Annotated in this window: 18 protein-coding genes; all 18 read left to right on the top strand. The window is 40.7% G+C overall.

Going from position 1 to position 20,305, the window contains the following annotated elements; genetic code table 11:
• Positions 1 to 19: 19 nt before the first annotated feature.
• The gene (locus BY457_RS03200; protein WP_258176547.1) at positions 20 to 1,645 is read left to right on the top strand and encodes a hypothetical protein; all 1,626 of its coding nucleotides are present in this window, start codon (positions 20 to 22) and stop codon (positions 1,643 to 1,645) included.
• A gap of 115 nt (positions 1,646 to 1,760) precedes the next feature.
• The gene (locus BY457_RS03195) at positions 1,761 to 3,194 is read left to right on the top strand and encodes a DUF5723 family protein (RefSeq protein WP_106151926.1); all 1,434 of its coding nucleotides are present in this window, start codon (positions 1,761 to 1,763) and stop codon (positions 3,192 to 3,194) included.
• Positions 3,195 to 3,326: 132 nt separating this feature from the next.
• Positions 3,327 to 3,713, top strand: a complete 387-nt coding sequence (locus tag BY457_RS03190; protein WP_258176545.1) for a (deoxy)nucleoside triphosphate pyrophosphohydrolase — start codon at positions 3,327 to 3,329, stop codon at positions 3,711 to 3,713.
• Positions 3,710 to 6,850 (top strand): DUF3427 domain-containing protein, encoded by a 3,141-nt coding sequence (locus BY457_RS03185; protein WP_106151876.1) that lies wholly within the window; start codon positions 3,710 to 3,712, stop codon positions 6,848 to 6,850. The genes BY457_RS03190 and BY457_RS03185 overlap by 4 nt, the downstream gene beginning before the upstream one ends.
• Positions 6,851 to 6,886: 36 nt before the next feature.
• Positions 6,887 to 7,780 carry an NAD-dependent epimerase/dehydratase family protein gene (locus BY457_RS03180; protein ID WP_219885129.1) on the top strand — a complete coding sequence of 298 codons (894 nt, stop codon included), beginning with the start codon at positions 6,887 to 6,889 and terminating at the stop codon, positions 7,778 to 7,780.
• 130 nt (positions 7,781 to 7,910) lie between these two features.
• Entirely contained in the window at positions 7,911 to 8,252 is a 342-nt protein-coding gene (locus BY457_RS03175) for a type II toxin-antitoxin system HigB family toxin (protein WP_106151874.1), read from the top strand.
• A gap of 11 nt (positions 8,253 to 8,263) precedes the next feature.
• Positions 8,264 to 8,815, top strand: a complete 552-nt coding sequence (locus tag BY457_RS03170) for a helix-turn-helix domain-containing protein (protein WP_106151873.1) — start codon at positions 8,264 to 8,266, stop codon at positions 8,813 to 8,815.
• A gap of 148 nt (positions 8,816 to 8,963) precedes the next feature.
• Positions 8,964 to 9,368 (top strand): GyrI-like domain-containing protein, encoded by a 405-nt coding sequence (locus BY457_RS19320; RefSeq protein ID WP_374956691.1) that lies wholly within the window; start codon positions 8,964 to 8,966, stop codon positions 9,366 to 9,368.
• Positions 9,369 to 9,381: 13 nt separating this feature from the next.
• The gene (locus BY457_RS03160; protein ID WP_106151872.1) at positions 9,382 to 9,636 is read left to right on the top strand and encodes a DUF3781 domain-containing protein; all 255 of its coding nucleotides are present in this window, start codon (positions 9,382 to 9,384) and stop codon (positions 9,634 to 9,636) included.
• A gap of 191 nt (positions 9,637 to 9,827) precedes the next feature.
• Entirely contained in the window at positions 9,828 to 10,829 is a 1,002-nt protein-coding gene (locus BY457_RS03155) for an NADP-dependent oxidoreductase (protein WP_106151871.1), read from the top strand.
• A 760-nt stretch (positions 10,830 to 11,589) separates the two neighbouring features.
• The gene (locus tag BY457_RS03145; RefSeq protein ID WP_106151869.1) at positions 11,590 to 12,042 is read left to right on the top strand and encodes a hypothetical protein; all 453 of its coding nucleotides are present in this window, start codon (positions 11,590 to 11,592) and stop codon (positions 12,040 to 12,042) included.
• A gap of 95 nt (positions 12,043 to 12,137) precedes the next feature.
• Positions 12,138 to 12,647: a hypothetical protein gene (locus tag BY457_RS03140; protein ID WP_106151868.1), complete on the top strand. Its 510-nt coding sequence runs from the start codon at positions 12,138 to 12,140 to the stop codon at positions 12,645 to 12,647.
• A gap of 10 nt (positions 12,648 to 12,657) precedes the next feature.
• Positions 12,658 to 14,124: a rhomboid family intramembrane serine protease gene (locus BY457_RS03135; RefSeq protein ID WP_106151867.1), complete on the top strand. Its 1,467-nt coding sequence runs from the start codon at positions 12,658 to 12,660 to the stop codon at positions 14,122 to 14,124.
• Positions 14,125 to 14,135: 11 nt separating this feature from the next.
• Positions 14,136 to 14,687 (top strand): DUF2867 domain-containing protein, encoded by a 552-nt coding sequence (locus tag BY457_RS03130; protein ID WP_106151866.1) that lies wholly within the window; start codon positions 14,136 to 14,138, stop codon positions 14,685 to 14,687.
• Between the two features lie 12 nt (positions 14,688 to 14,699).
• The gene (locus BY457_RS03125; RefSeq protein WP_106151865.1) at positions 14,700 to 15,473 is read left to right on the top strand and encodes a hypothetical protein; all 774 of its coding nucleotides are present in this window, start codon (positions 14,700 to 14,702) and stop codon (positions 15,471 to 15,473) included.
• Between the two features lie 47 nt (positions 15,474 to 15,520).
• Positions 15,521 to 16,207 carry a hypothetical protein gene (locus BY457_RS03120; RefSeq protein ID WP_106151864.1) on the top strand — a complete coding sequence of 229 codons (687 nt, stop codon included), beginning with the start codon at positions 15,521 to 15,523 and terminating at the stop codon, positions 16,205 to 16,207.
• A 247-nt stretch (positions 16,208 to 16,454) separates the two neighbouring features.
• The gene (locus tag BY457_RS03115; protein WP_106151863.1) at positions 16,455 to 18,008 is read left to right on the top strand and encodes a glycine--tRNA ligase; all 1,554 of its coding nucleotides are present in this window, start codon (positions 16,455 to 16,457) and stop codon (positions 18,006 to 18,008) included.
• 1,217 nt (positions 18,009 to 19,225) lie between these two features.
• On the top strand, positions 19,226 to 19,600 hold the full coding sequence (locus BY457_RS03110; RefSeq protein WP_106151862.1) for a GxxExxY protein: 375 nt from the start codon (positions 19,226 to 19,228) through the stop codon (positions 19,598 to 19,600).
• The last annotated feature ends 705 nt before the right edge of the window (positions 19,601 to 20,305 follow it).

Below are 20,305 nucleotides of genomic sequence, written 5' to 3'. Positions count from 1 at the left end.
CGAAGATAATTTTTGAGTTATGAAGAGCATGAAATTTTTGAAAACAGGAATACTGATCATTCCCATTTTTTTAATGGGATGTCAGGATGATGATATTTCGGTTACTACCGATAGTAACCGGCGCATTGAGATTGCTGCTCCTGCCGGAGATATTACCTATCAGGTGGCAGATTTGATCCGCGATATCGATAACGAATATGTTTTTGTGGATGAAGAGGGGTTGGTAAATGTGAAATATACCAGAGATGTGGACATTGACTGGGAATCTCTGGTTAATCTGAGAGATTTCAACGATACCTGGACCTATTCCCCCGGGTTGCTGTTTCCCATAAATTCTTCCGTAAATGTGGATTATACAGAGAAAGTTCAGTTGAATCACCGCGCTGATGTTCGTTATGACAGTCTTACCATGGAGTGGGGTGCTCTGTCAGCTTATCTTATGGTTCCTTACGGCACGGAGGGGAATATTACGATAACCATTCCTGAGGTGCTTCACGACGGGGTTCCTCTGAGTTATTCTTTTTATGCTTCAGGTAATCAGCGAATTTTTCAGATTACGGAAGATTTAAGCGAAAAAAAGGTTATTCCCTCCCAGGCTGTTGATTCCAGTTACATATCCGTTGTAACCTCTCTGGATTTGTCAAATATGGTGGCTGGTGATGTGGAGCTGGAGTTTTCATTAGTGGATATGCAGCCCGGAATGGCGTTTGGTTATTTCGGACAGCAGGAATCTGCACGTCCCGATGAGGAATTGACGCTTGATGTGTTTGATGAGCTGGAAATGGATGATGATAATAAGATAGAGTTGTTTGATTTTTACATCGACCTGAAAGTAAACAGTGAAATAGGGGTACCTTTTGATGTGGTAGCCGAAAACCTGCGGTTTTATGATGAAAACAACGCTTTGATTGATGTTTTAGAGGTGGAAAACAGCAATCAGATTCATCTTGCATTGGAACCGGCTGTTTACGGGAACCCCATCAGTGCGAGTGAAACCAGTTTTCACATAAGCAAATCCAATCCGGGCAATATTGTGGAAATCGCGAATAGTTATCCACGTCGGGTGTTGTTTGATGTTACTTCTTTTTCCAATCCTGATGGAGAAACACAGGCGTCGAACTTCATGGGACCGTCTAATGTGCTTCAGGGAGAGATGGATATTGTTGCTCCGCTTTGGTTCCGGACTTCTTCTGATTACGTGAGAACCGATACCATTGATTTTGACTTTAATGACATCCTTGGGGAAGACTCTGATGATGCCCGTGAAGTGGAATCAGCAACCATCTGGTTCGATTTTTACAGCAAAATACCGGTGGACATCTCTGCTGCGGCATGGGTGGTGGATGCCGAAGGGAACAATATTGGAAATCTGTTTGGAGATGCCGAAAATGGCGAAAGCATTCACATTGTGAAAGCAGGTGTTCCTGATTCAGAAAGTGGTCGGGTACAAAATCCCACGCATACCGAGTTTGAAATTGAGGTGACACAAGATCAGATCAACGATTATCTGGATCTAAATGCTATGAATATTATGCTGGAAACTAAATTTTTTACCGATGGTGAAGAGTTTGTGAAAATTTACGATGATATGAGTTTTAAAGCAGACGTTTCGTTTGAAGCGGCCGGCAAAATGCCTTCATTTTAGGCGGAAGAGGTCATTGAAAATTGTAAATCCGGAGTTTGATGAAATTGGGCGTTTCGTGATTAAAAAAAAAGCAGCATTGGTTTCATCCAGCAATAACCTAATAAATTTTATACGAATGAAGATCAAAATATATATTGCCACCGTATCCATCGCATTTTTGATGTTGTTTCAGGCAACCGCACAAAATCCCATGGGGCTTTACTTCATGGAGACCATTCCTCAGTCGTCACAGATCAATCCGGCCATGCAACCGCGTGTCAACGGTTTCTTTGCCTTGCCTTCCACCGGCCTGATGTTTCAGAGTGATGTGGCCTTTAATGACGCCTTTCAGGAGGTGGGCAGTCAATGGGTAACTCCTCTGAACGACCAGTTTAACTACGACGATCTTTACAATGCCGTCGGCAAAGCTGTGGGCATCAACAATGAAGAGACCGTGGATCTTTTGGGTATTGGTTTCCGATCCGGCCGGGATTATTTTACGTTTACTATGTCGGTGAAAAATGTTATGCAAACGGGCATTCCTTCCGATCTTTTTAAGATTACGGAACTGGGGTTTCCTGATGGTCAAAACTTCGATTTTTCCACCATGCGAATCAAAGAGGCAGCTTATCACGAGTTGGCTTTCGGGTATAGCAGGAAATGGAACGATAAATTCACCTTTGGAGCCAAACTTAAGCCACTTTTTGGCATTGTGGGGGGCGTTACCGACATCAATAAATTTGAGCTGAATACCAGCCGCCAGCAGTGGGATGTACATGTGGACGGAACCTTTTACTCTTCCGCACCCATTGAGGTGGAGGAGAGCGAAGTGCCCGGTGATTTCCCCGAATCGATTGATGGAAAGGATCTGGAGGATGATGAGGTGGCTGAATATCTGACTTCCCTGAACAATGGCGGCCTGGCTTTTGATTTTGGTGCCGTTTATGAACACACGGAAGACTGGACCTTTTCGGCTGCCCTGACCAACCTGGGTTGGGTTAAGTTTAAAAATGATCTGAACAGTCTTTCTTTTAACGGAACCTATAATTTTGAAGGTGTTAGTGTGAATGGTTCTGAAGAGGAAGACATTGAACAGGCTTTTGAAGATATTGGTGATTCATTGAAGACCGTGATTGATTATGGGGTAGGACATGATAAATTCAGCATTCCGCTCACCCCTTCCATGTATGTGGGTGCCTCTTACAGGATGAGCCCGGCTGTTTCGTTTGGGCTGTTGTCCCGCAGCGTGTTTCAGAAGCATAATTTTCGTCAGGAGTTCAACCTCTCTGCCAATATTCAGCCTTACAGTTTTATCGCTTTCAATCTTAATTACAGCAAGCGTATCAGTGGAGGAAATGGTTTGGGTACTGCGGTGACATTTTTGGCAGGCCCCCTGCAAATGTATATGGCGGCCGACTATATCCCCATGCGCTATTCTGAGGTGACTTTCGATGAGGGAGATTCTTTTCCGATGTTGCATCGCCAAAAAGATCTTACTTTCCGCTTTGGGCTCAACCTGATCTTTGGCCGTCACGGCTACCGCGATGAGCCGATGCTGAGTGTGAATTAGGGGCTTTGCAAATTTAGATATTCAATAAAGAGGAGATGGTGCTGAGGTGCGATCTCCTCTCTTTGTTTTCGAGGGGCACAGAAAAATGTTATCTTTGGTTTGAAGAACGTTTATGATCTAAAATTCAGTCTGTTGAATAGAATTAAGGTTACTTGTGCAATTATTTCTTTCGACACCAAATTCCTCGTTGTACAACGTGGTTCCCAAATGAGCATGCCTTTGAAATGGGAGTTCCCGGGAGGCAAAGTGGAACGAGGGGAATCGGAAGAGGCTTGCATTAAAAGAGAAATAAAAGAAGAATTAGCTATTGAAATAGAACTTCAACGTCGTTTGACACCAGTCTCCCATGATTATGCAGAAATATCTGTTGACTTGATACCTTTCCTGGCGCGATATAAACATGGAGAATTAAAACTTAGGGAGCACCAACAATTTTTGTTGCTTGAGAAAAAACAAATGCCAGACCTGGATTGGGCCGAAGCAGATTTGCCCGTTCTTAAACAATACATGGATTTATGAACGAAGGAATATACGAGGAATTGGTAACTGAACTTGTTTCCAGTCAATTAGCGGAAGTTAATAAAAATGATTTTTTTATTGACAAGACGGTAATAGACAAGGCAGAGGCTGCTTCTGTATTGGCAAAACACCTTTCTCAAACGATAAGGAATGCGTTAAGTTATATCAAAGGTGATAATCGGCTTGAAATACAGATTGCTATTGTAAATAAGATTATTCTCTTTTTAAAGGAAGAACTTCAGAAAGAAGAGTTATCTGAGGACTTAATTGCCATGGAAGGGGCCGTTTTAAAAGCTGTTTTTTCGAGAGTTGATGCTCATTTTTCTGACTTTAAATTACATTTAAAAGAAATTACTCCATATACAAGTTTGACGCATAGTGAGCTCTTTACAGGAGGCAACGTTGGGCTTTCCCTAGAGAGTGAACTTAAAAAGGAGATCCTTTCTTCTGATGAGATTGACCTATTGGTTTCCTTTATCAAGTTTAAAGGCATTATCATACTAGAGCCGGAATTAAAAGAATTTACCCGCAGGGGAGGAAAATTGAGAGTTATTACCACTACTTATATGGGAGCGTCTGATTATAAGGCAATTCAGATGCTTTCGAAATTGGATAATTCTCAGATAAAGATTTCGTATAATACAGGAAATGAGCGGCTGCATGCAAAAGCATATTTGTTTAAGCGCAATACAGGTTTTCATACGGGATATATTGGTTCTTCTAATTTCTCCAGGTCCGCATTGACGGATGGATTGGAATGGAACCTGAAGGTGACTACCAAAGAGGTAAGTCATATTATTGATAAATTTCAAAAAACATTTGATTCTTATTGGCAAAGCGATGATTTTGAGGTCTTTGAGGATGATGTGCATCGTGAGAAACTGCAGACCTCTTTAAACGCTGGAAGAAATCAAGGTAGTTCAGCAATTAATCTCTCATTCTTTGATTTAAAGCCTTTTCCATTTCAGGAAGAGATCCTGGAAAAACTGGAGGTCGAGAGGAGTGTTCATCGTAGGAAAAGGAATTTGGTTGTTGCGGCCACAGGAACCGGGAAAACGGTTATTTCTGCATTTGATTACAAAAGATTTATCAGATTAAACAATCCTTCCAGGCTTCTTTTTCTGGCACATAGAAAAGAGATTTTAAGTCAGGCGTTGAGCACTTTCAGAGGAATATTAAGAGACAACAATTTTGGAGAATTGTGGGTGGATGGGATGATCCCTGACAGTTTTGAAAATATTTTTGCATCTGTTCAAACTGTAAATAACAGGCTTAATGATGGCTTATTTTCACCTGACGATTTTGATTATATTGTGGTTGATGAGTGCCATCATCTTACAGCAAGCAGCTATCGGGGCATTATTAATTTTTTTCAGCCCAAAGTATTGCTGGGATTAACCGCAACTCCTGAAAGAATGGATGGAGGAGATATTCAGGAGGACTTTCATCAACGGATTGCTGCTGAAATCAGATTGCCGGAAGCCCTCAACAGGAAATTACTATGCCCATTTCATTATTTCGGAATTACTGATAGTGTTGATCTTTCAAAAGTTAAGTGGGAGAGAGGCAGGTATGTTGTCAGTGAACTGTCTTCTGTTTATACGGCTAACGACAGACGGGTACGTGAAATAATTGAAGCTCTCAATAGATATACCAGGGATCTTAATGACGTTCGCGCATTGGGATTTTGCGTGACTATTGAACATGCCCGGTTTATGAGCCAAAAGTTTAATCTTAGTGGGTTAAAAGCTGCTTCTTTAACAAGTGCAAATATCAACGACAGGGAAAGGTGTAGAGAGCAATTAATGCGGAAGGAAATTAACTATTTGTTTGTGGTTGATGTTTTTAATGAGGGGGTTGACATTCCGGAAATTGATACGGTTCTTTTTTTGAGACCAACCGAAAGCTTGACGATCTTTCTTCAGCAACTTGGAAGAGGTTTGCGATTAACAGAGGAAAAAGAAGTTTTGACCGTTCTGGATTTTGTAGGGAGTTCGAGATCTGAATATAATTTTGAGAATAAATTCCGGGCATTGATCGGTAAAACAGCCACAACTGTAAAAAGGGAAATTGAGGATAATTTCCCACATTTACCTCTTGGATGTTCGATTGTGCTTGAACGAAAAGCCAGGAAGATAGTACTTGATAATATCACTGCAGCAACAAAACTTAATCGAAATAGGCTGATTCAAAAAATCAAAAGTTTTGAGCATAGTACGACACTGGATCTTAACCTTAAGAATTTTGTTACTTTTTGCGATATTCCACTACCGTTAATATACCAAAGAGGTGGTTGGAAACGGCTTTGCTATGAGGCCGGAAAGATTAAACATTTTGATAGTACCAATGAGAAACAAATTATTACTGCCATTTATAAAAAGTGGTTTTCATGTTGTTCCACCAGCTATTTTGAATTTGTTTTAGAGGTAGCTAGGAATGGCTTTATTATTTCTCTGAAATCTTGCGATGAGTTAGAAAAGCGTATGTTGTTGATGTTGTATTATGATGTATGGCAAGAAACGAAACGTTTTGATTCTTTGGAGTCAGGTATTCTTGAAATTGGAAAAAATAAACAATTGGTTGAGGAGATGATTGAGGTATTGGAAATATTGGTGGACAGAATTGATTTTAAGGAGATTGATTTTGAGTTTCACTATGAGCAACCGCTAAAACTTCATGCTAGATACACCAGAGAACAGATCCTGATCGCTTTTGGGCTAACTACTTTTGAGTATAAATCATCAAGCCGGGAAGGAGTCGCTTATAATGCTGCCATCAATACAGAATTGCTGTTTATTAATTTGATTAAGTCAGAAGAAAACTTTTCACCAACCACGATGTATGATGATTACGCCATTAATGAAACTTTATTTCACTGGCAAAGTCAAAATTCAGCAGGACCGGAAACGTCAAAAGGTCTTTCTTATATAAATCATCAAGAAGAGAATAAGAGAATACTCCTTTTTGTCAGAGAAAGGAACAAGGACGAATTTGGCATTACCATGGGGTATGTTTTTGTAGGTGAGGGAAAATTGAGTGATTACTACGGCTCAAAACCCATGAATATTGAATGGGAGTTGAATGAACCATTGCCGCACTATTTGTGGAAAGATGCGGCAAAGCTAAGGGTTGGTTAAGAAAAATGGGAAATAGGTATTAAAAATATGACAAAAATGCGAATTTTATTTACAGGAGGAACAGGAAAAGCGGGAAAACACGTGATCCCTTATCTGTTGGATCAGGGGCATAAAGTGTTGAATGTTGATTTGCAGCCATTGGATTACCCCGGTGTGGATAATCTGATAGCCGATATTACCGATTCAGGACAAATGTTTAATGCCATGAGTTCGTATGCCGGATTAGAAGAGTTGGAGCCGGGTAGTGGTGTTCCAAAATTCGATGCTGTTGTGCATTTCGCTGCGGTACCCCGGATTCTGATAAAACCGGACAACGAAACTTTCCGGGTCAACACGATTGGTACCTATAATGTAATTGAAGCTGCCGTAAAGCTTGGTATTAAGAAGATTATCATTGCTTCGTCAGAGACTACCTACGGCATTTGTTTTTCGGACGGCAAAACGGATCCTCATGTGCTGCCTTTGGAGGAGGACTATGATGTGGATCCCATGGATAGTTACGGGATATCGAAGGTTGTAAATGAGGAAACAGCCCGCGGGTTCCAGCGACGGTCGGGCTTTGATATTTACGCCCTGCGTATCGGTAATGTGATTGAGCCTCACGAATACACAGAACTCTTTCCATATTATTTTAAAAATCCTGAAGTGCGCCGCAGAAATGCGTTTTGTTATATTGATGCTCGTGACCTTGGACAGATAGTGGATTTATGTTTGAAAAAAGATGGTCTGGGCTATCAGATTTTCAATGCCGGAAACGACCACAACGGCGCGGTTATTCCGACCAAAGAACTGGTTGAGAAGTATTTTCCGGGAGTGCCGCTCTCCCGGGAGTTGGGCCAGCATGAAGCATTGTTTTCAAATCGGAAAATCCGTGAAGTTTTGGGATTCAAAGAGCAACACAATTGGCGGAATTACCTTGAATGGGATTGATTTTTAGGCCGATAAAAGTGATTTTATCGAAAAGGTTATGCGCAATTGCAACCGAAAAAAACACACATTGTTCTTATTATTTCCGAACTTTAATCGTATCTTTGACGTAAGATGATTAAACCCAAACAAATTGAGAATTACTAACAAACACATTCTGGCCAAACTGATTAAGAAAAATCAGGGAAACTCAAAATTGGTAAATGCAGTTGAACAACTCATTTCCGACATTGAGACAAGCAACTGGCAAACACCACATGATTTGACAAAAGAAAGGCCAGACGCCAATTGTGTTTATGGAGGAGAATTCTATTTTTTCAATATCAACATTCACAGAACTTTAATTCTAATTGAATTTGAAGAAAACGGAGAAGCAACAGTTGTTTGGGCAGGTAACCACGATGATTACGAAATGACTTTCAAGAACAACAGAAACGTCATCAAAAAGTGGTTGAAAAATAATGATTGGATTTAAAGCTAAGAACGATGAAAGAAATTAAGGACATAAAAGAAATTGCGAATATCGAAAGACTTGATAATGAATATGATTTACAAAAAGCATCATTGCTTGACCGTAAATTACGCTTAATGATTAAAGAAAACCCGGATTTAAAACTTTTCCGTGAAAAAATAAGAGACTTAATCTCAGAATACGAAAGTAGAAAATGGTCGGATTTTGAAAATATAACCGATTCCCAAATAGAAGAATCTGACAAAGCAGAAGAAATCGTTGATTACGAACAAAAATTCATACAAAAACGGAAAGAAAGTATCAGAAAAAAGCTCAAAGAATTTGATATGACCCAGCAGGATTTAGGGCAAATATTGGGACACCCAAAATCATATATGAGTGAATTAATAAATGGTATTTCCCAATTCACGTTGAAAGATTTGGTAATAATACATCGACTTTTGGGGATAAGCTTAAAAACATTAATTCCAACTTATCTTCAATCTGAAACAAGAGATAAGGTCAGAGAATCCATTGATAAATTAAATAAACCAAAACTCAGATTGAGGAAGACAGAAATAGCATAGAAGCAAAAGCACATGACACTGGCCTATATCTGAAACCAAACCGTTTTAAAGCATTTAAAAACAAGCCGAAATGGCAACAATAAAGAAGAATATTCAGACTTCCGGACTTTTTGTAGAATTGACAAAATAACAAACTGAAAATTTTCAAATCATCCGAAAACACTGGGTGCATTTTAACAAAGAACTAAAAAAATATAATCTAAATCAAGGCGGTGGTAATTGGGTAAAGTATGGGATCACCTTTAAATCGGGCGAAAGGTATTTTTACCTCACTGCAATTCCCACAAACCATCTTTTGTTTCCGGACCATTTTTCTTATAAGGAAATTCCTAAAGGGGAATATGAAATATATTCTCACCACGGGAGTATGGAGAATATGAAACACACGTATGTGGAAATTTATAAGGTCATTTTGCCAAAATCAAACCTGGAAATTCAAGACCATACAAAAACAGGTTTTATTCACTTCGAAAAATATGATTGGCGATTTCACTGGAACAACCCTGGTTCGGTAATTGATATCTATTTACCATTGAATACAAACCTTGATTAAATATAAAGTTGAAATGGAAAGTTATAAGGGATTAGTATTAAGGAATCTTTGCTACACCGATCTTGTTTATGAAAGAATTAATAAAAAGATGAATTGGACGCTTTCAAAAGACGAGATTGAGAAAAATATTTTTGGAATTCTTAAAGAAACGGACGAATCACAATTTCAGAAAACGGGAAAGAATATCTACGTAACCAACAACGAACAGAATATCAGAATCACAATTAATTCCAACACGTACAGGGTTATTACGGTTGATCCTCGGTGATTCGTAATGAACCACAAGGAGGGATGTTTAGCCCACGTATTTTGCTGGTTTTGCTGTTTGATGCAGAGGCTATTCAATGGATTATTCTTGTTTTCTGTGGTCAAAAAATAACTTGTGAACAAAAAGATGATTCATAGGTTCTTGCAGAAGCAAATTATTGCTTTTAACGAGAAAATTAAAACATAGAAACTATGAACACCACAAGAACGATCACCTTAAAGAACAGGCCAACAGGAAAGCCTGAATTAACAGATTTCGGGTTTACGACTTCAGAAATTCCTGAATTAAAGGAAGGAGAAGTTCTGGTCCGTGCCAGGTATGTTTCTGTAGATCCTTATTTGCGTGGGAGAATGAGTGATGCGCCATCTTACATCCCGCCTTTTGAGCTCAATAAGCCAATGGCATCCGGAGTTATTGCTGAAGTTTTAGAATCAAAGAGCAGAAATTTTAGCAAAGGGGATTATGTCTCCGGTCTTTTACCCTGGAAAGAAACCCAGGTAATAACTGCTGATGGATTGATTAAAGTTGATCCTGATAAAGCGCCTCTTTCTGCATATCTTGGTGTTTTAGGAATGACCGGACTCACCGCTTATCTGGGGTTGACAGAGATTGGAAAACCAAAAATGGGGGAGACCCTTCTGGTTTCTGGTGCAGCCGGAGCAGTAGGCAGTGTGACAGGACAAATTGGAAAAATACTGGGTTTACGCGTTGTCGGTATTGCCGGAACTGATGAAAAGGTGGAAATGCTCAAATCAGAATTTGGTTTTGATGACGCCATCAATTACAAAACCACCGAAAATATGGTCGAAGCCATTGCCAAAGCATGTCCTGATGGTGTGGATGTATATTTCGATAATGTTGGGGGTGTTATTTCTGAGGCTGTTCTCTTCAACATCAATAAGTTCTCACGAACAGTGAACTGTGGAGCTATTTCGGTGTATAACAACACTGAACTTCCCAAAAGTATTAGTGTACAGCCATTTCTGGTGAAGAAAAGTTCTTTGATGCAGGGCTTCGTGGTTTCCGATTATGCAGACAAACATTCTGAGGGTGTAAGACAATTGGCCGAGTGGTTTAGCCAGGGTAAATTGAAATTTTCGGAAACCATCAGAGAAGGTTTTGAAAACATTCCACAAGCATTTTTGGACCTTTTCGACGGGAAGAATAAAGGTAAAATGGTGGTGAAACTTTAATAAGGTTAAAATTTGAGAAGAGCCTGACAGATGGCAGGGGGACTTCTCCGCGCTGCCATCTGTCAGGCTCTTCCTTTAAAAAGAGAAAGGGCGTCATTGCTAGGGTTGGGCCTGCAATAATCTTTAATTGTTAGGCATTTGCACGAGTTTATTGGAGTGTTGGAGACTTTAAAGATTGGAAAGTACTGTAGCAATTTCCGGAATTGCTGCATTTTTTTTTGCTGCGCATTAAGAAACCTTAATTTTTGATTTGTTGTATTCGCTTGCAATTCTTTAAAAGTCAATTTTTTGTCCATTTTTATCTTAAGTTTTAGACTTTGCTTCCTGATTTTTGGGGTTAGAAGGAACAAACCTGAATCGTTCACAAAAATAGGTGAATTCATTTTCGAAATTTGGACATAAAAAGCAGAAAAGCTATTTTTACCAATGTAAATTAGAAAACCTTTAGTTCTTAACAAAACCTTTTAACCCAGGCTCTATGTTGCTATTATATCGTTTCCCGGCGATAGCAGAACATCAATTGTTCAGGATTGTCTTCTTCTCTGTTCCTTATTTTTTATTTCCACGTTTTACACCCTTGTTTTTTCGTAGGTTCTCGCCATTATTTGGTCTGAGCGTTCGCTCGTTCCGGGGTGTTCAGTCAGTTGATATTTTCGACATTTCTCAAAATCCGGCCGGTTTTATTGAAAGCCTGAAACCTCTGTGAAATAGTTTTTGAATCCTATACACGATAAATAAATAAATCAATTAAGGTTTTAACATGACAAACCCTCAAGAGAAGAAAAACAGAATAAAGAAGAGACTGGGACTCGCTGTCGGAATTGCGGTTGGTGTTTCGGTTTCAGTTCTGCTTAACCATTATGTATTTGCTTCACCCTCCTTCGATGAGGTAATGGTAAAAGCAGCCGAAGAACTTAACAAAGACTGTCCGGTAATGCTTGACCAGGAAACACGTCTGGATAGCGCCAGTGTGCCATCAGAGAACAACTTTATGTATCATTACACCCTGGTCAATTGGGTGAAAGATTCCATTGATGCGAATGCGTTTAGAGCTGCCATGGAACCAATTATTCTGGAAAGTGTGAAGACCAATCCGGAGATGCAAATTTATAGGGAAAACAAGACGACCATGTCATATAGGTATTGCGGTATGAATGGTAACTTTTTAACGGAAATTGAAGTTTCGGCGGATCAATATTTGGTAAAAGAATAATTTAACGGGTCGGCACAATATTAACTGGAGTCCAGAAACCAATAAAAACGGGGCTTTTCTGAATGCCATAGTTTCAGAACCTTAACCAAACTAATATGAGTTTCAAATTTTACAAACAAGGATTTTCTTTATTGTTGATCACCTCTGTTCTTTTTTTATCGGGATGTGCTTCCATTGTTAGCAAGACAACCTATCCCATTTCGGTTAACAGCACTCCGTCGGGGGCAAAAATTACGGTGAAGGACAAAAAGGGGGCTGATGTTTTCACCGGAAACACTCCGGCCAATTTTAAACTGAAGGCCGGTGCCGGTTTCTTCTCAAAAGCCAGTTATTCAGTAATTTTTGAAATGGATGGCTTTGAGGCAAAAACAGTTCCTGTAAATTTCTCACTCGACGGTTGGTACGTTGGAAACGTTCTTTTCGGCGGATTGATTGGGTTTCTGATAATTGATCCTGCCAGTGGCGCCATGTGGAAACTGGATACAGAGTTTCTGAATGAAACACTCTCCGGTGTATCTCCAGAAACCGAAGAAGCCTCCTTGAAAGTATTGGAATTAAAAGATGTTCCTGACAGCTGGGAAAGTAACCTTGTAAGGATGAATTAACTTGTAAATTATGGCCTTCGGATTCTCCCCAAAGTACATCCATGAATTCAAACTGGATGATATAAGCAAAGAACATCTTCTGGTTTTGGCTTGGGAAGCTTCACTGCAACTTGGCTGGGACGTGAGTTTTCTGAGCGATTCAGGCTTTATTGCCTACACCAAAGTTTCCATGACCTCGTGGAGCGAGCAAATTACCATTGAGATTACTGGAGACACTGCAACAATTAAAAGTGAGTGTACCGGGGCACAGCTTTTTGATTGGGGCAAAAACAAGAGGAATGCGAAAAAACTTCTTGTAAAAATTGACGAGGTTAAAAACATCCTGTCAGATGAGGAGGTCCTGTCAAAATTTGAAAATATACGACAAGTTTTTTCATCGGATGAGAGTCAGTCTCCTTTATCAGTAAAAGGGAAGTTGACCGGTTTTAGTTCCGTTTTTAAGCCTGGTGACGGGTATTTTATCACACCGATTTTAATGATTTTGAATATCCTGATTTTTGGATTGATGGTGCTTGCAGGAGTTCACTTTATGATGCCGGAGGGGCAGGATTTGATGAATTGGGGTGCCAATTTTCGGCCTCTTACACTGGAGGGACAGCCCTGGAGGCTTTTTACCTCCATCTTTCTGCACATCGGGGTAATCCATCTGTTGATGAATCTTTACGCCCTGCTGTACATCGGTGTGTTGCTGGAACCTTATCTGGGAAAAATTCGCTTTTTGGCGGCTTATTTTATTTCAGGAATTGCAGCAAGCGTGGCCAGTTTGTGGTGGAACGAATTGACCATCAGTGCAGGTGCCTCCGGAGCAATATTTGGATTGTATGGGGTTTTTCTGGCCTTATTGAGCACCAACCTGCTTGATCGTTCAGCGCGAAACTCACTGATGGTTAGTATCGCTGTTTTTGTGGGCTACAACTTGCTCAACGGATTAAAGCCTGATAGTGGGATAGACAATGCAGCTCATATTGGTGGATTGTTGAGTGGCTTTGTTATCGGATATGCTTATGTCCCGGGGCTGAAGGCTTTTGACAACCGTTCCATCAAGTTTTCCACCATTGGCATTCTTGCACTCACGCTGTTGATTTCTTCTTATACGGTTTATCGTTCGTTGCCCAACGATATTGCCGAATACGATCAGAAGATGAATGAATTCGTTACCATTGAGGAGCGTGCCCTGGCTGTTTTCAGGTTGCCGGAAAATGCGCCCGACGATCAGATTTTGTACGAATTAAAAGGCGGTGGGACTTTTTTCTGGAACAAAGGGTTAAAACTTATGGAGAGCTGTGATAATCTGGAATTGCCCGCTTCAATTGTTCAACATAACGATAAAATGAAGGAGTATTGCAGGTTGAGAATCAGGAGCTACGAGTTGATTGCTAAGGCGATAGAAGAAGATACCGAAATTTATGAAAACGAAATTTTCGGTATCAATCAGGAAATAGAATTGCTGATCGAAGAATTGACAGCACAACAGTAACGGTTCAAAAAATGATTGAAAAAAAGATGACGATTCCTGCCGGGTCGATTCTTAAAAATGAGGATTTCGATTATATCGACAGTTTTCAGGGTGTGATATGCTCTCCGGTGAAGGATGTCGATATTATCGAAATAGGGAATTTGTTTCTTTCCAGTGGTCCCGACTGGGCTAATTCCCTAATGGTTGTCAGAGATAGTATAGTAGGTGTTTTTGGGTTAAAAACAGGTGCTCAACTGATAAAGGAACAGGACAAAGAAAAGACGCTGAATTTTGTTCCGGGCGAAAGGGTTGGTTTATTTAAAGTGTTTGAAAAGACTGAAAATGAACTAATCATGGGGGAGGACGATGCGCATCTTGACTTTCGGATTTCAATATTTATTGATAAACACACCAGTGATACCAGTAAATCGTCTTTGAGCTTAACCACCACTGTGGTCTTCAAAAATTGGTTCGGGCGTCTTTATTTCTTGCCGGTTCAGTTCTTTCATCAGTTAATTGTGAAGGCGACCCTTAAAAGAATGCTTCGGAAAATTAACTGGTGCAACGATCAAAAAAATGATTAATCAGACTAAATCATGAGAGTATTTTTCATTTTTATTTTCCTCTGTTTTTCTGCGCTGTTAAATGCGCAGGACCAGATTACCAAAAGAGACGGGGAGCAAATTGATTGTGTTATTACCAAGGTGGATGAGCAGGTTATTTATTTTGATTTCCATGATGGAGAAAGACGCCTTTCAAGTTTTATTCCGATGACGGAAGTCAGGAGCTATCAGCGAGGGGGTGAAGGGAGTGTTGCGGACAGTTTCGATTCTATCATCGTTGTTGAAGACAAAGTCAATGAGGTTCTTGTAGACACCACCAGATATGTAGAAGAGGTTGATGAATGGGTTAACCTGGTTGTTTATTCTCCGCGAATCGGGGTAAATGCCACAGGTTGGGGCGTGGACTATTACGGTTACAACCTGACGGGCAGCTCACGGTGGGGGCTTCCTCTTGTTGTTGGAATTGAAGGGTTTGATCTCCGACCCGATTATTTTGATAAGACGGGCTACTACCAGGCTGAAATGAGCTATATGACGTTTGGAGTTAGTCCTTTTTACCGTCTGGGAGATAAGTTTTACCTTCAGCTGGGGGTAAGGTTGATCTACGGAGAGGAAGAACTCACAGACTTTTCAGGAGATGTTTCTTCCAATATGTTTTTCGGCCTGAATCCGTCGCAGGGCATTGTGTTTATTCCTGAATCAAAAGCTGGAGTCACCCTGGGAATCGGGATTTATGAAAAAGTGCTAAGTTCTGATGTTTACAATAATGATGTTGGAGTAACCTTTCAACTCGGCATTAAATTTTAACCTTAATCTGGGGAGATCATAATTTTCCAGGTTGAATAATTAAAGCTATGAGAAAACTACTGTTTTTTATCCCGCTGGCTTTTTGGGGTTGCACCATCAGCCAGAAAATAACTTACAAAACCGATGATTTGGCTGCCGATAAGTCGGTAACGCCCATTCCGGTGGTTGTTGATGTAAGGATTTTTACAGATAACAGAGATAGTTTTGAGGCCAATTCTGTTTTGTTTTCCAACCCACATCAGATGAGATTGGATGGGAAACAGATGTGTATTAATTCTGAAAAGCATTATAAGAAAGATACGGTTGTAAATCAGTTTACCCGAATTCTGGTTGATCATTTTAATAAGGCGCGTTTGTTTGAAATGTCTTTATACGATCAGAGTAGATTTAGCGATTACTATATGACCGGGACATTAAATAGTTTTTATGCTCAGCAGGAATACTCAACAGGGGCAGCCGTGGGTGCATCTTTTGGACTTGTGGGAGCGTTGGCTACTTCCGGCATAAAAACTCCGGGGAAAATTATTATTGATGTTTCAGATTTGAAGTTGTTTAGGAAAGACGGTACACTGGTAAAGGATTTTGGCAGTTTTTACAAGGAGTATGTGGATGAATTTAAGGTGGATGCCTACTGCTGGTGTGCTTTCTGGAATGCCAACCTGATGCTGAAGGATTTCAATACTTTCCTGATTGAAAAAATCAGAAACGATATGGAGGGTGTCGCATTGGAATAAAAAATCTTTCGGTTGGTCTTTTTGTGTTGAATGAGAAGAAGAGCACGGGATGGCTTTGGTGCCTTGCTGTGTGTAAAGCCTTTTTTTTATATGTTTGTAGGGTGTTGAATTGGTGGTCCTCCCCAATTTTCTCCAATTTCGCCAACAGATTTTTGCAAATAATTCGCAATAAGCATTTTTTCCCTTATTTTTGTGCGCTTTACAAGGCAGAATCAGAAATAAGAAAAATCATATAAAATTTCATTGTATGGCCCAGGAAGATGTTTTCAAAAAGTTGGTAGCCCATTGTAAGGAGTACGGGTTTGTATTTCAGTCGAGTGAGATTTACGACGGTCTTGGTGCCGTTTACGACTACGGTCAGAACGGGGTTGAGCTCAAAAATAACATCAAAAAATATTGGTGGGATTCCATGGTTTTGCTGCATGAGAATGTTGTCGGACTTGATTCAGCAATCTTTATGCACCCCACTACCTGGAAAGCTTCCGGTCATGTTGATGCTTTCAACGATCCGTTGATTGACAACAAAGACAGCAAAAAGCGTTACCGTGCCGACGTGCTTATAGAGGACCTGATGGCCAAATTTGAGGGTAAAATCGATAAGGAGATTGAAAAAGCCCGGAAAAAGTTTGGCGATGATTTTGACGAGGCTCAGTTTCGCGAAACCAACCCACGGGTGAAAGCCAATCAGGATAAACTGGATGAGGTGCATGGACGTTTTGTGAAAGCGCTTAACGATAATGACCTGACAGAGTTGCGCCAGATTATTGTGGATTATGAAGTGGCTTGTCCGCTTTCGGGTTCCAAAGAGTGGACCGATGTTCGTCAGTTTAACCTGATGTTCTCTACCGAGATGGGCTCTACAGCAGAGGGTGCCTCAAAAATTTATCTGCGTCCTGAAACTGCTCAGGGGATTTTTGTGAATTTTCTGAATGTGCAGAAGACCGGTCGGATGAAGTTGCCTTTCGGTATCGCACAGATTGGTAAAGCCTTTCGTAACGAAATTGTCGCCCGTCAGTTTATCTTCCGCATGCGTGAGTTTGAGCAGATGGAGATGCAATTTTTCGTGCGTCCCGGCGAGGAGATGAAATGGTTCGAATACTGGAAAGAGATGCGGATGAAGTGGCATAAGTCGATGGGAATGGGGGATGAAAAATATCGCTTCCACGACCATGATAAGCTTGCACACTATGCCAATGCGGCTACCGATGTGGAGTTTGAGATGCCTTTTGGTTTCAAAGAGGTTGAAGGAATTCATTCCCGTACTGATTTTGACCTTTCTCAGCATCAGGAGTTCTCAGGAAAAAAGATGCAGTATTTCGATCCGGAACTGAACAAGAGTTATGTGCCGTATGTCATTGAGACCTCTATCGGGGTTGACCGTATGTTCCTGAGTATTCTGGCAGGTGCTTACACTGAAGAGGAAGTTCCCGGGAAAGACGGGAAATCCGAATCGCGTGTGGTGCTTAAGTTGCCCCCTGTAATTGCGCCCGTTAAATTGGCTGTTTTGCCATTGGTGCGTAAGGACGGACTGCCTGAAAAAGCGCTGGAAATAATGGATCAGTTCAAGTTCGACTTTTACTGCCGATATGAAGAGAAAGATTCTATCGGAAAGCGTTACCGCCGTCAGGATGCAATAGGAACTCCATTCTGTATTACAGTGGATTACCAGACTATGGAGGATGATAGCGTAACCATCCGTTACCGCGATAGTATGGAGCAGGAGCGGGTGAAGATTTCGGAGTTGTACAAAATCATGACAGGTCATATAAGTATGAAAGAGCTGCTGAAGTCATTGATCTAAATTTTTTAGAAAATATAGGCTCATAAAGAGAGGTTTAAACCCGGCAGGTGCCGGGTTTTTTGTTTTACCTAAGGGGCCCTAAGAGTCCCACGGAAAGTTTGCGATGTTACTCTGTGCTCCTCCGTGCTGCTCTGTGGTAAAAAAAGGAATGACCACAGAGGTTCACAGAGACACACAGAGGGATTGCGTTGTTGCTGTGTACTCCTCCGGTTTTCTGGGAAAAAAAAAGAACCACATTGACCCAACGAGTCCACACGGAAAGTTTGCGTTATTACTCTGTGCCCCTCGGTGCTTCTCTGTGGTAAAAAAAAGGAATAACCACAGAGTTCCACAGAGACACACAGAGGGATTGCGTTGTTGCTGTCCCTCCGTTTCTCTGGGGTGAAAAAAAGAACCACAGTGACCCAAAGAGTCCCACGGAAAGTTTGCGTTATTACTCTGTGCTCCTCCGTGCTTCTCTGTGGTAAAAAAAAGGAATAACCACAGAGGTTCACAGAGACACACAGAGGGATTGCGTTGTTGCTGTTTACTCCTCCGGTTTTCTGGGGAAAAAGAAAAAAAACTACAGTTATCCAAAAAGTCACACGGAAAGTTTGCGATGTTACTCTGTGCTCCTCCGTGCTTCTCTGTGGTAAAAAAAAGGAATAACCACAGAGGTTCACAGAGACACACAGAGGGATTGCGTTGTTGCTGTGTACTCCTCCGGTTTTCTGGGATAGAAAAAGAACCACAGTGACCCAAAAGAGTCACACGGAAAGTTTGCGTTATTACTCTGTGCTCCTCCGTGCTTCTCTGTGGTTAAAAAAAAGGAATAACCACAGAGGTTCACAGAGACACACAGAGGGATTGCGTTGTTGCTGTGTACTCCTCCGTTTTTCTGGGGAAAAAAAAGAACCACAGTGACCCAAAAGAGTCACACGGAAAGTTTGCGTTATTACTCTGTGCCCCTCTGTGCTTCTCTGTGGTAAAAAAAGATAAACCACGGAGGTCCACAGAGAGTCACCGAGGGTCAGTTTTGTTCCTGCGTGTTCCTTCGTTTAATTCTGTGGACAAAAAGGGTAAGTTGTTAGTGTTCAGCGAGAAACAAAGAGGGGATTTATCATTTCTTTGCTTTTGGTTTTTTTTTGTTATTAAAAATGAAACACAAAAAAATTGTATATTACTGATTCTGTGTTGTAAAACCCATGAGTTATTAAAACCTTAAAACTACCTGCATTATGCATGAAAATTTAATTACAGGTTCGATTATTGAGCTTGCCATAAAGGTTCATAAAACACTGGGGCCGGGTCTTTTTGAGTCGGTTTATCAAGAGTGCCTTTTCTACGAATTGAAAAATGAAGGGTTTGAAGTTGAAAAAGAGAAGATATTACCGGTTGTTTATGGAGATGTTCGGTTAAAGACTGGGTTCAGACTGGACTTGTTGGTTGAAAACAAGATTATTGTTGAGTTGAAGACAGTAGAACGATTGACAGATTTACATTTAGCTCAATTATTAACGTATTTGAAATTATCAGAATGCCGGGTTGGTCTTCTGTTGAATTTCAATGTTAGCAAATTAAAAAACGGGATACAGAGAGTAGTGAATAATTGATTTTTTTTCTGTGTTTTCTCCGTGCGTCTCTGTGGTAAAAAAGGAATAACCACAGAGGTTCACAGAGACACCCAGAGGGATTGCGTTGTTGCTGTGTACTCCTCCGGTTTTCTGGGGAAAAAGAAAAAAAACTACAGTTATCCAAAAAGTCACACGAAAAGTTTGCGATGTTACTCTGTGCCCCTCGGTGCTTCTCTGTGGTAAAAAAAGAATAAACCACAGAGTTCCACAGAGACACACCGAGGGATTGCGTTATTTCTGTGTACTCCTCCGTTTCTCTGGGCTGAAAAAAAGAACCACAGTGACCCAAAGAGTCCCACGGAAAGTTTGCGTTATTACTCTGTGCTCCTCCGTGCTTCTCTGTGGTAAAAAAAAGGAATAACCACAGAGGTTCACAGAGACACACAGAGGGATTGCGTTGTTGCTGTTTACTCCTCCGGTTCTCTGGGGTGAAAAAGAACCACAGTGCCCCTAAGAGTCACACGGAAAGTTTGCGATGTTACTCTGTGCCCCTCCGTGCTTCTCTGTGGTAAAAAAAGAATAAACCACAGAGGTTCACAGAGACACACAGAGGGATTGCGTTGTTGCTGTTTACTCCTCCGTTTTTCTGGGGAAAAAGAAAAAAAACTACAGTTATCCAAAAAGTCACACGGAAAGTTTGCGATGTTACTCTGTGCTCCTCCGTGCTTCTCTGTGGTAAAAAAA

Origin of the sequence: Marinilabilia salmonicolor, assembly GCF_003003035.1 — a bacterium.
Taxonomy (GTDB): domain Bacteria; phylum Bacteroidota; class Bacteroidia; order Bacteroidales; family Marinilabiliaceae; genus Marinilabilia; species Marinilabilia salmonicolor_A.
This window is presented reverse-complemented; position numbering and strand designations above follow the sequence as displayed.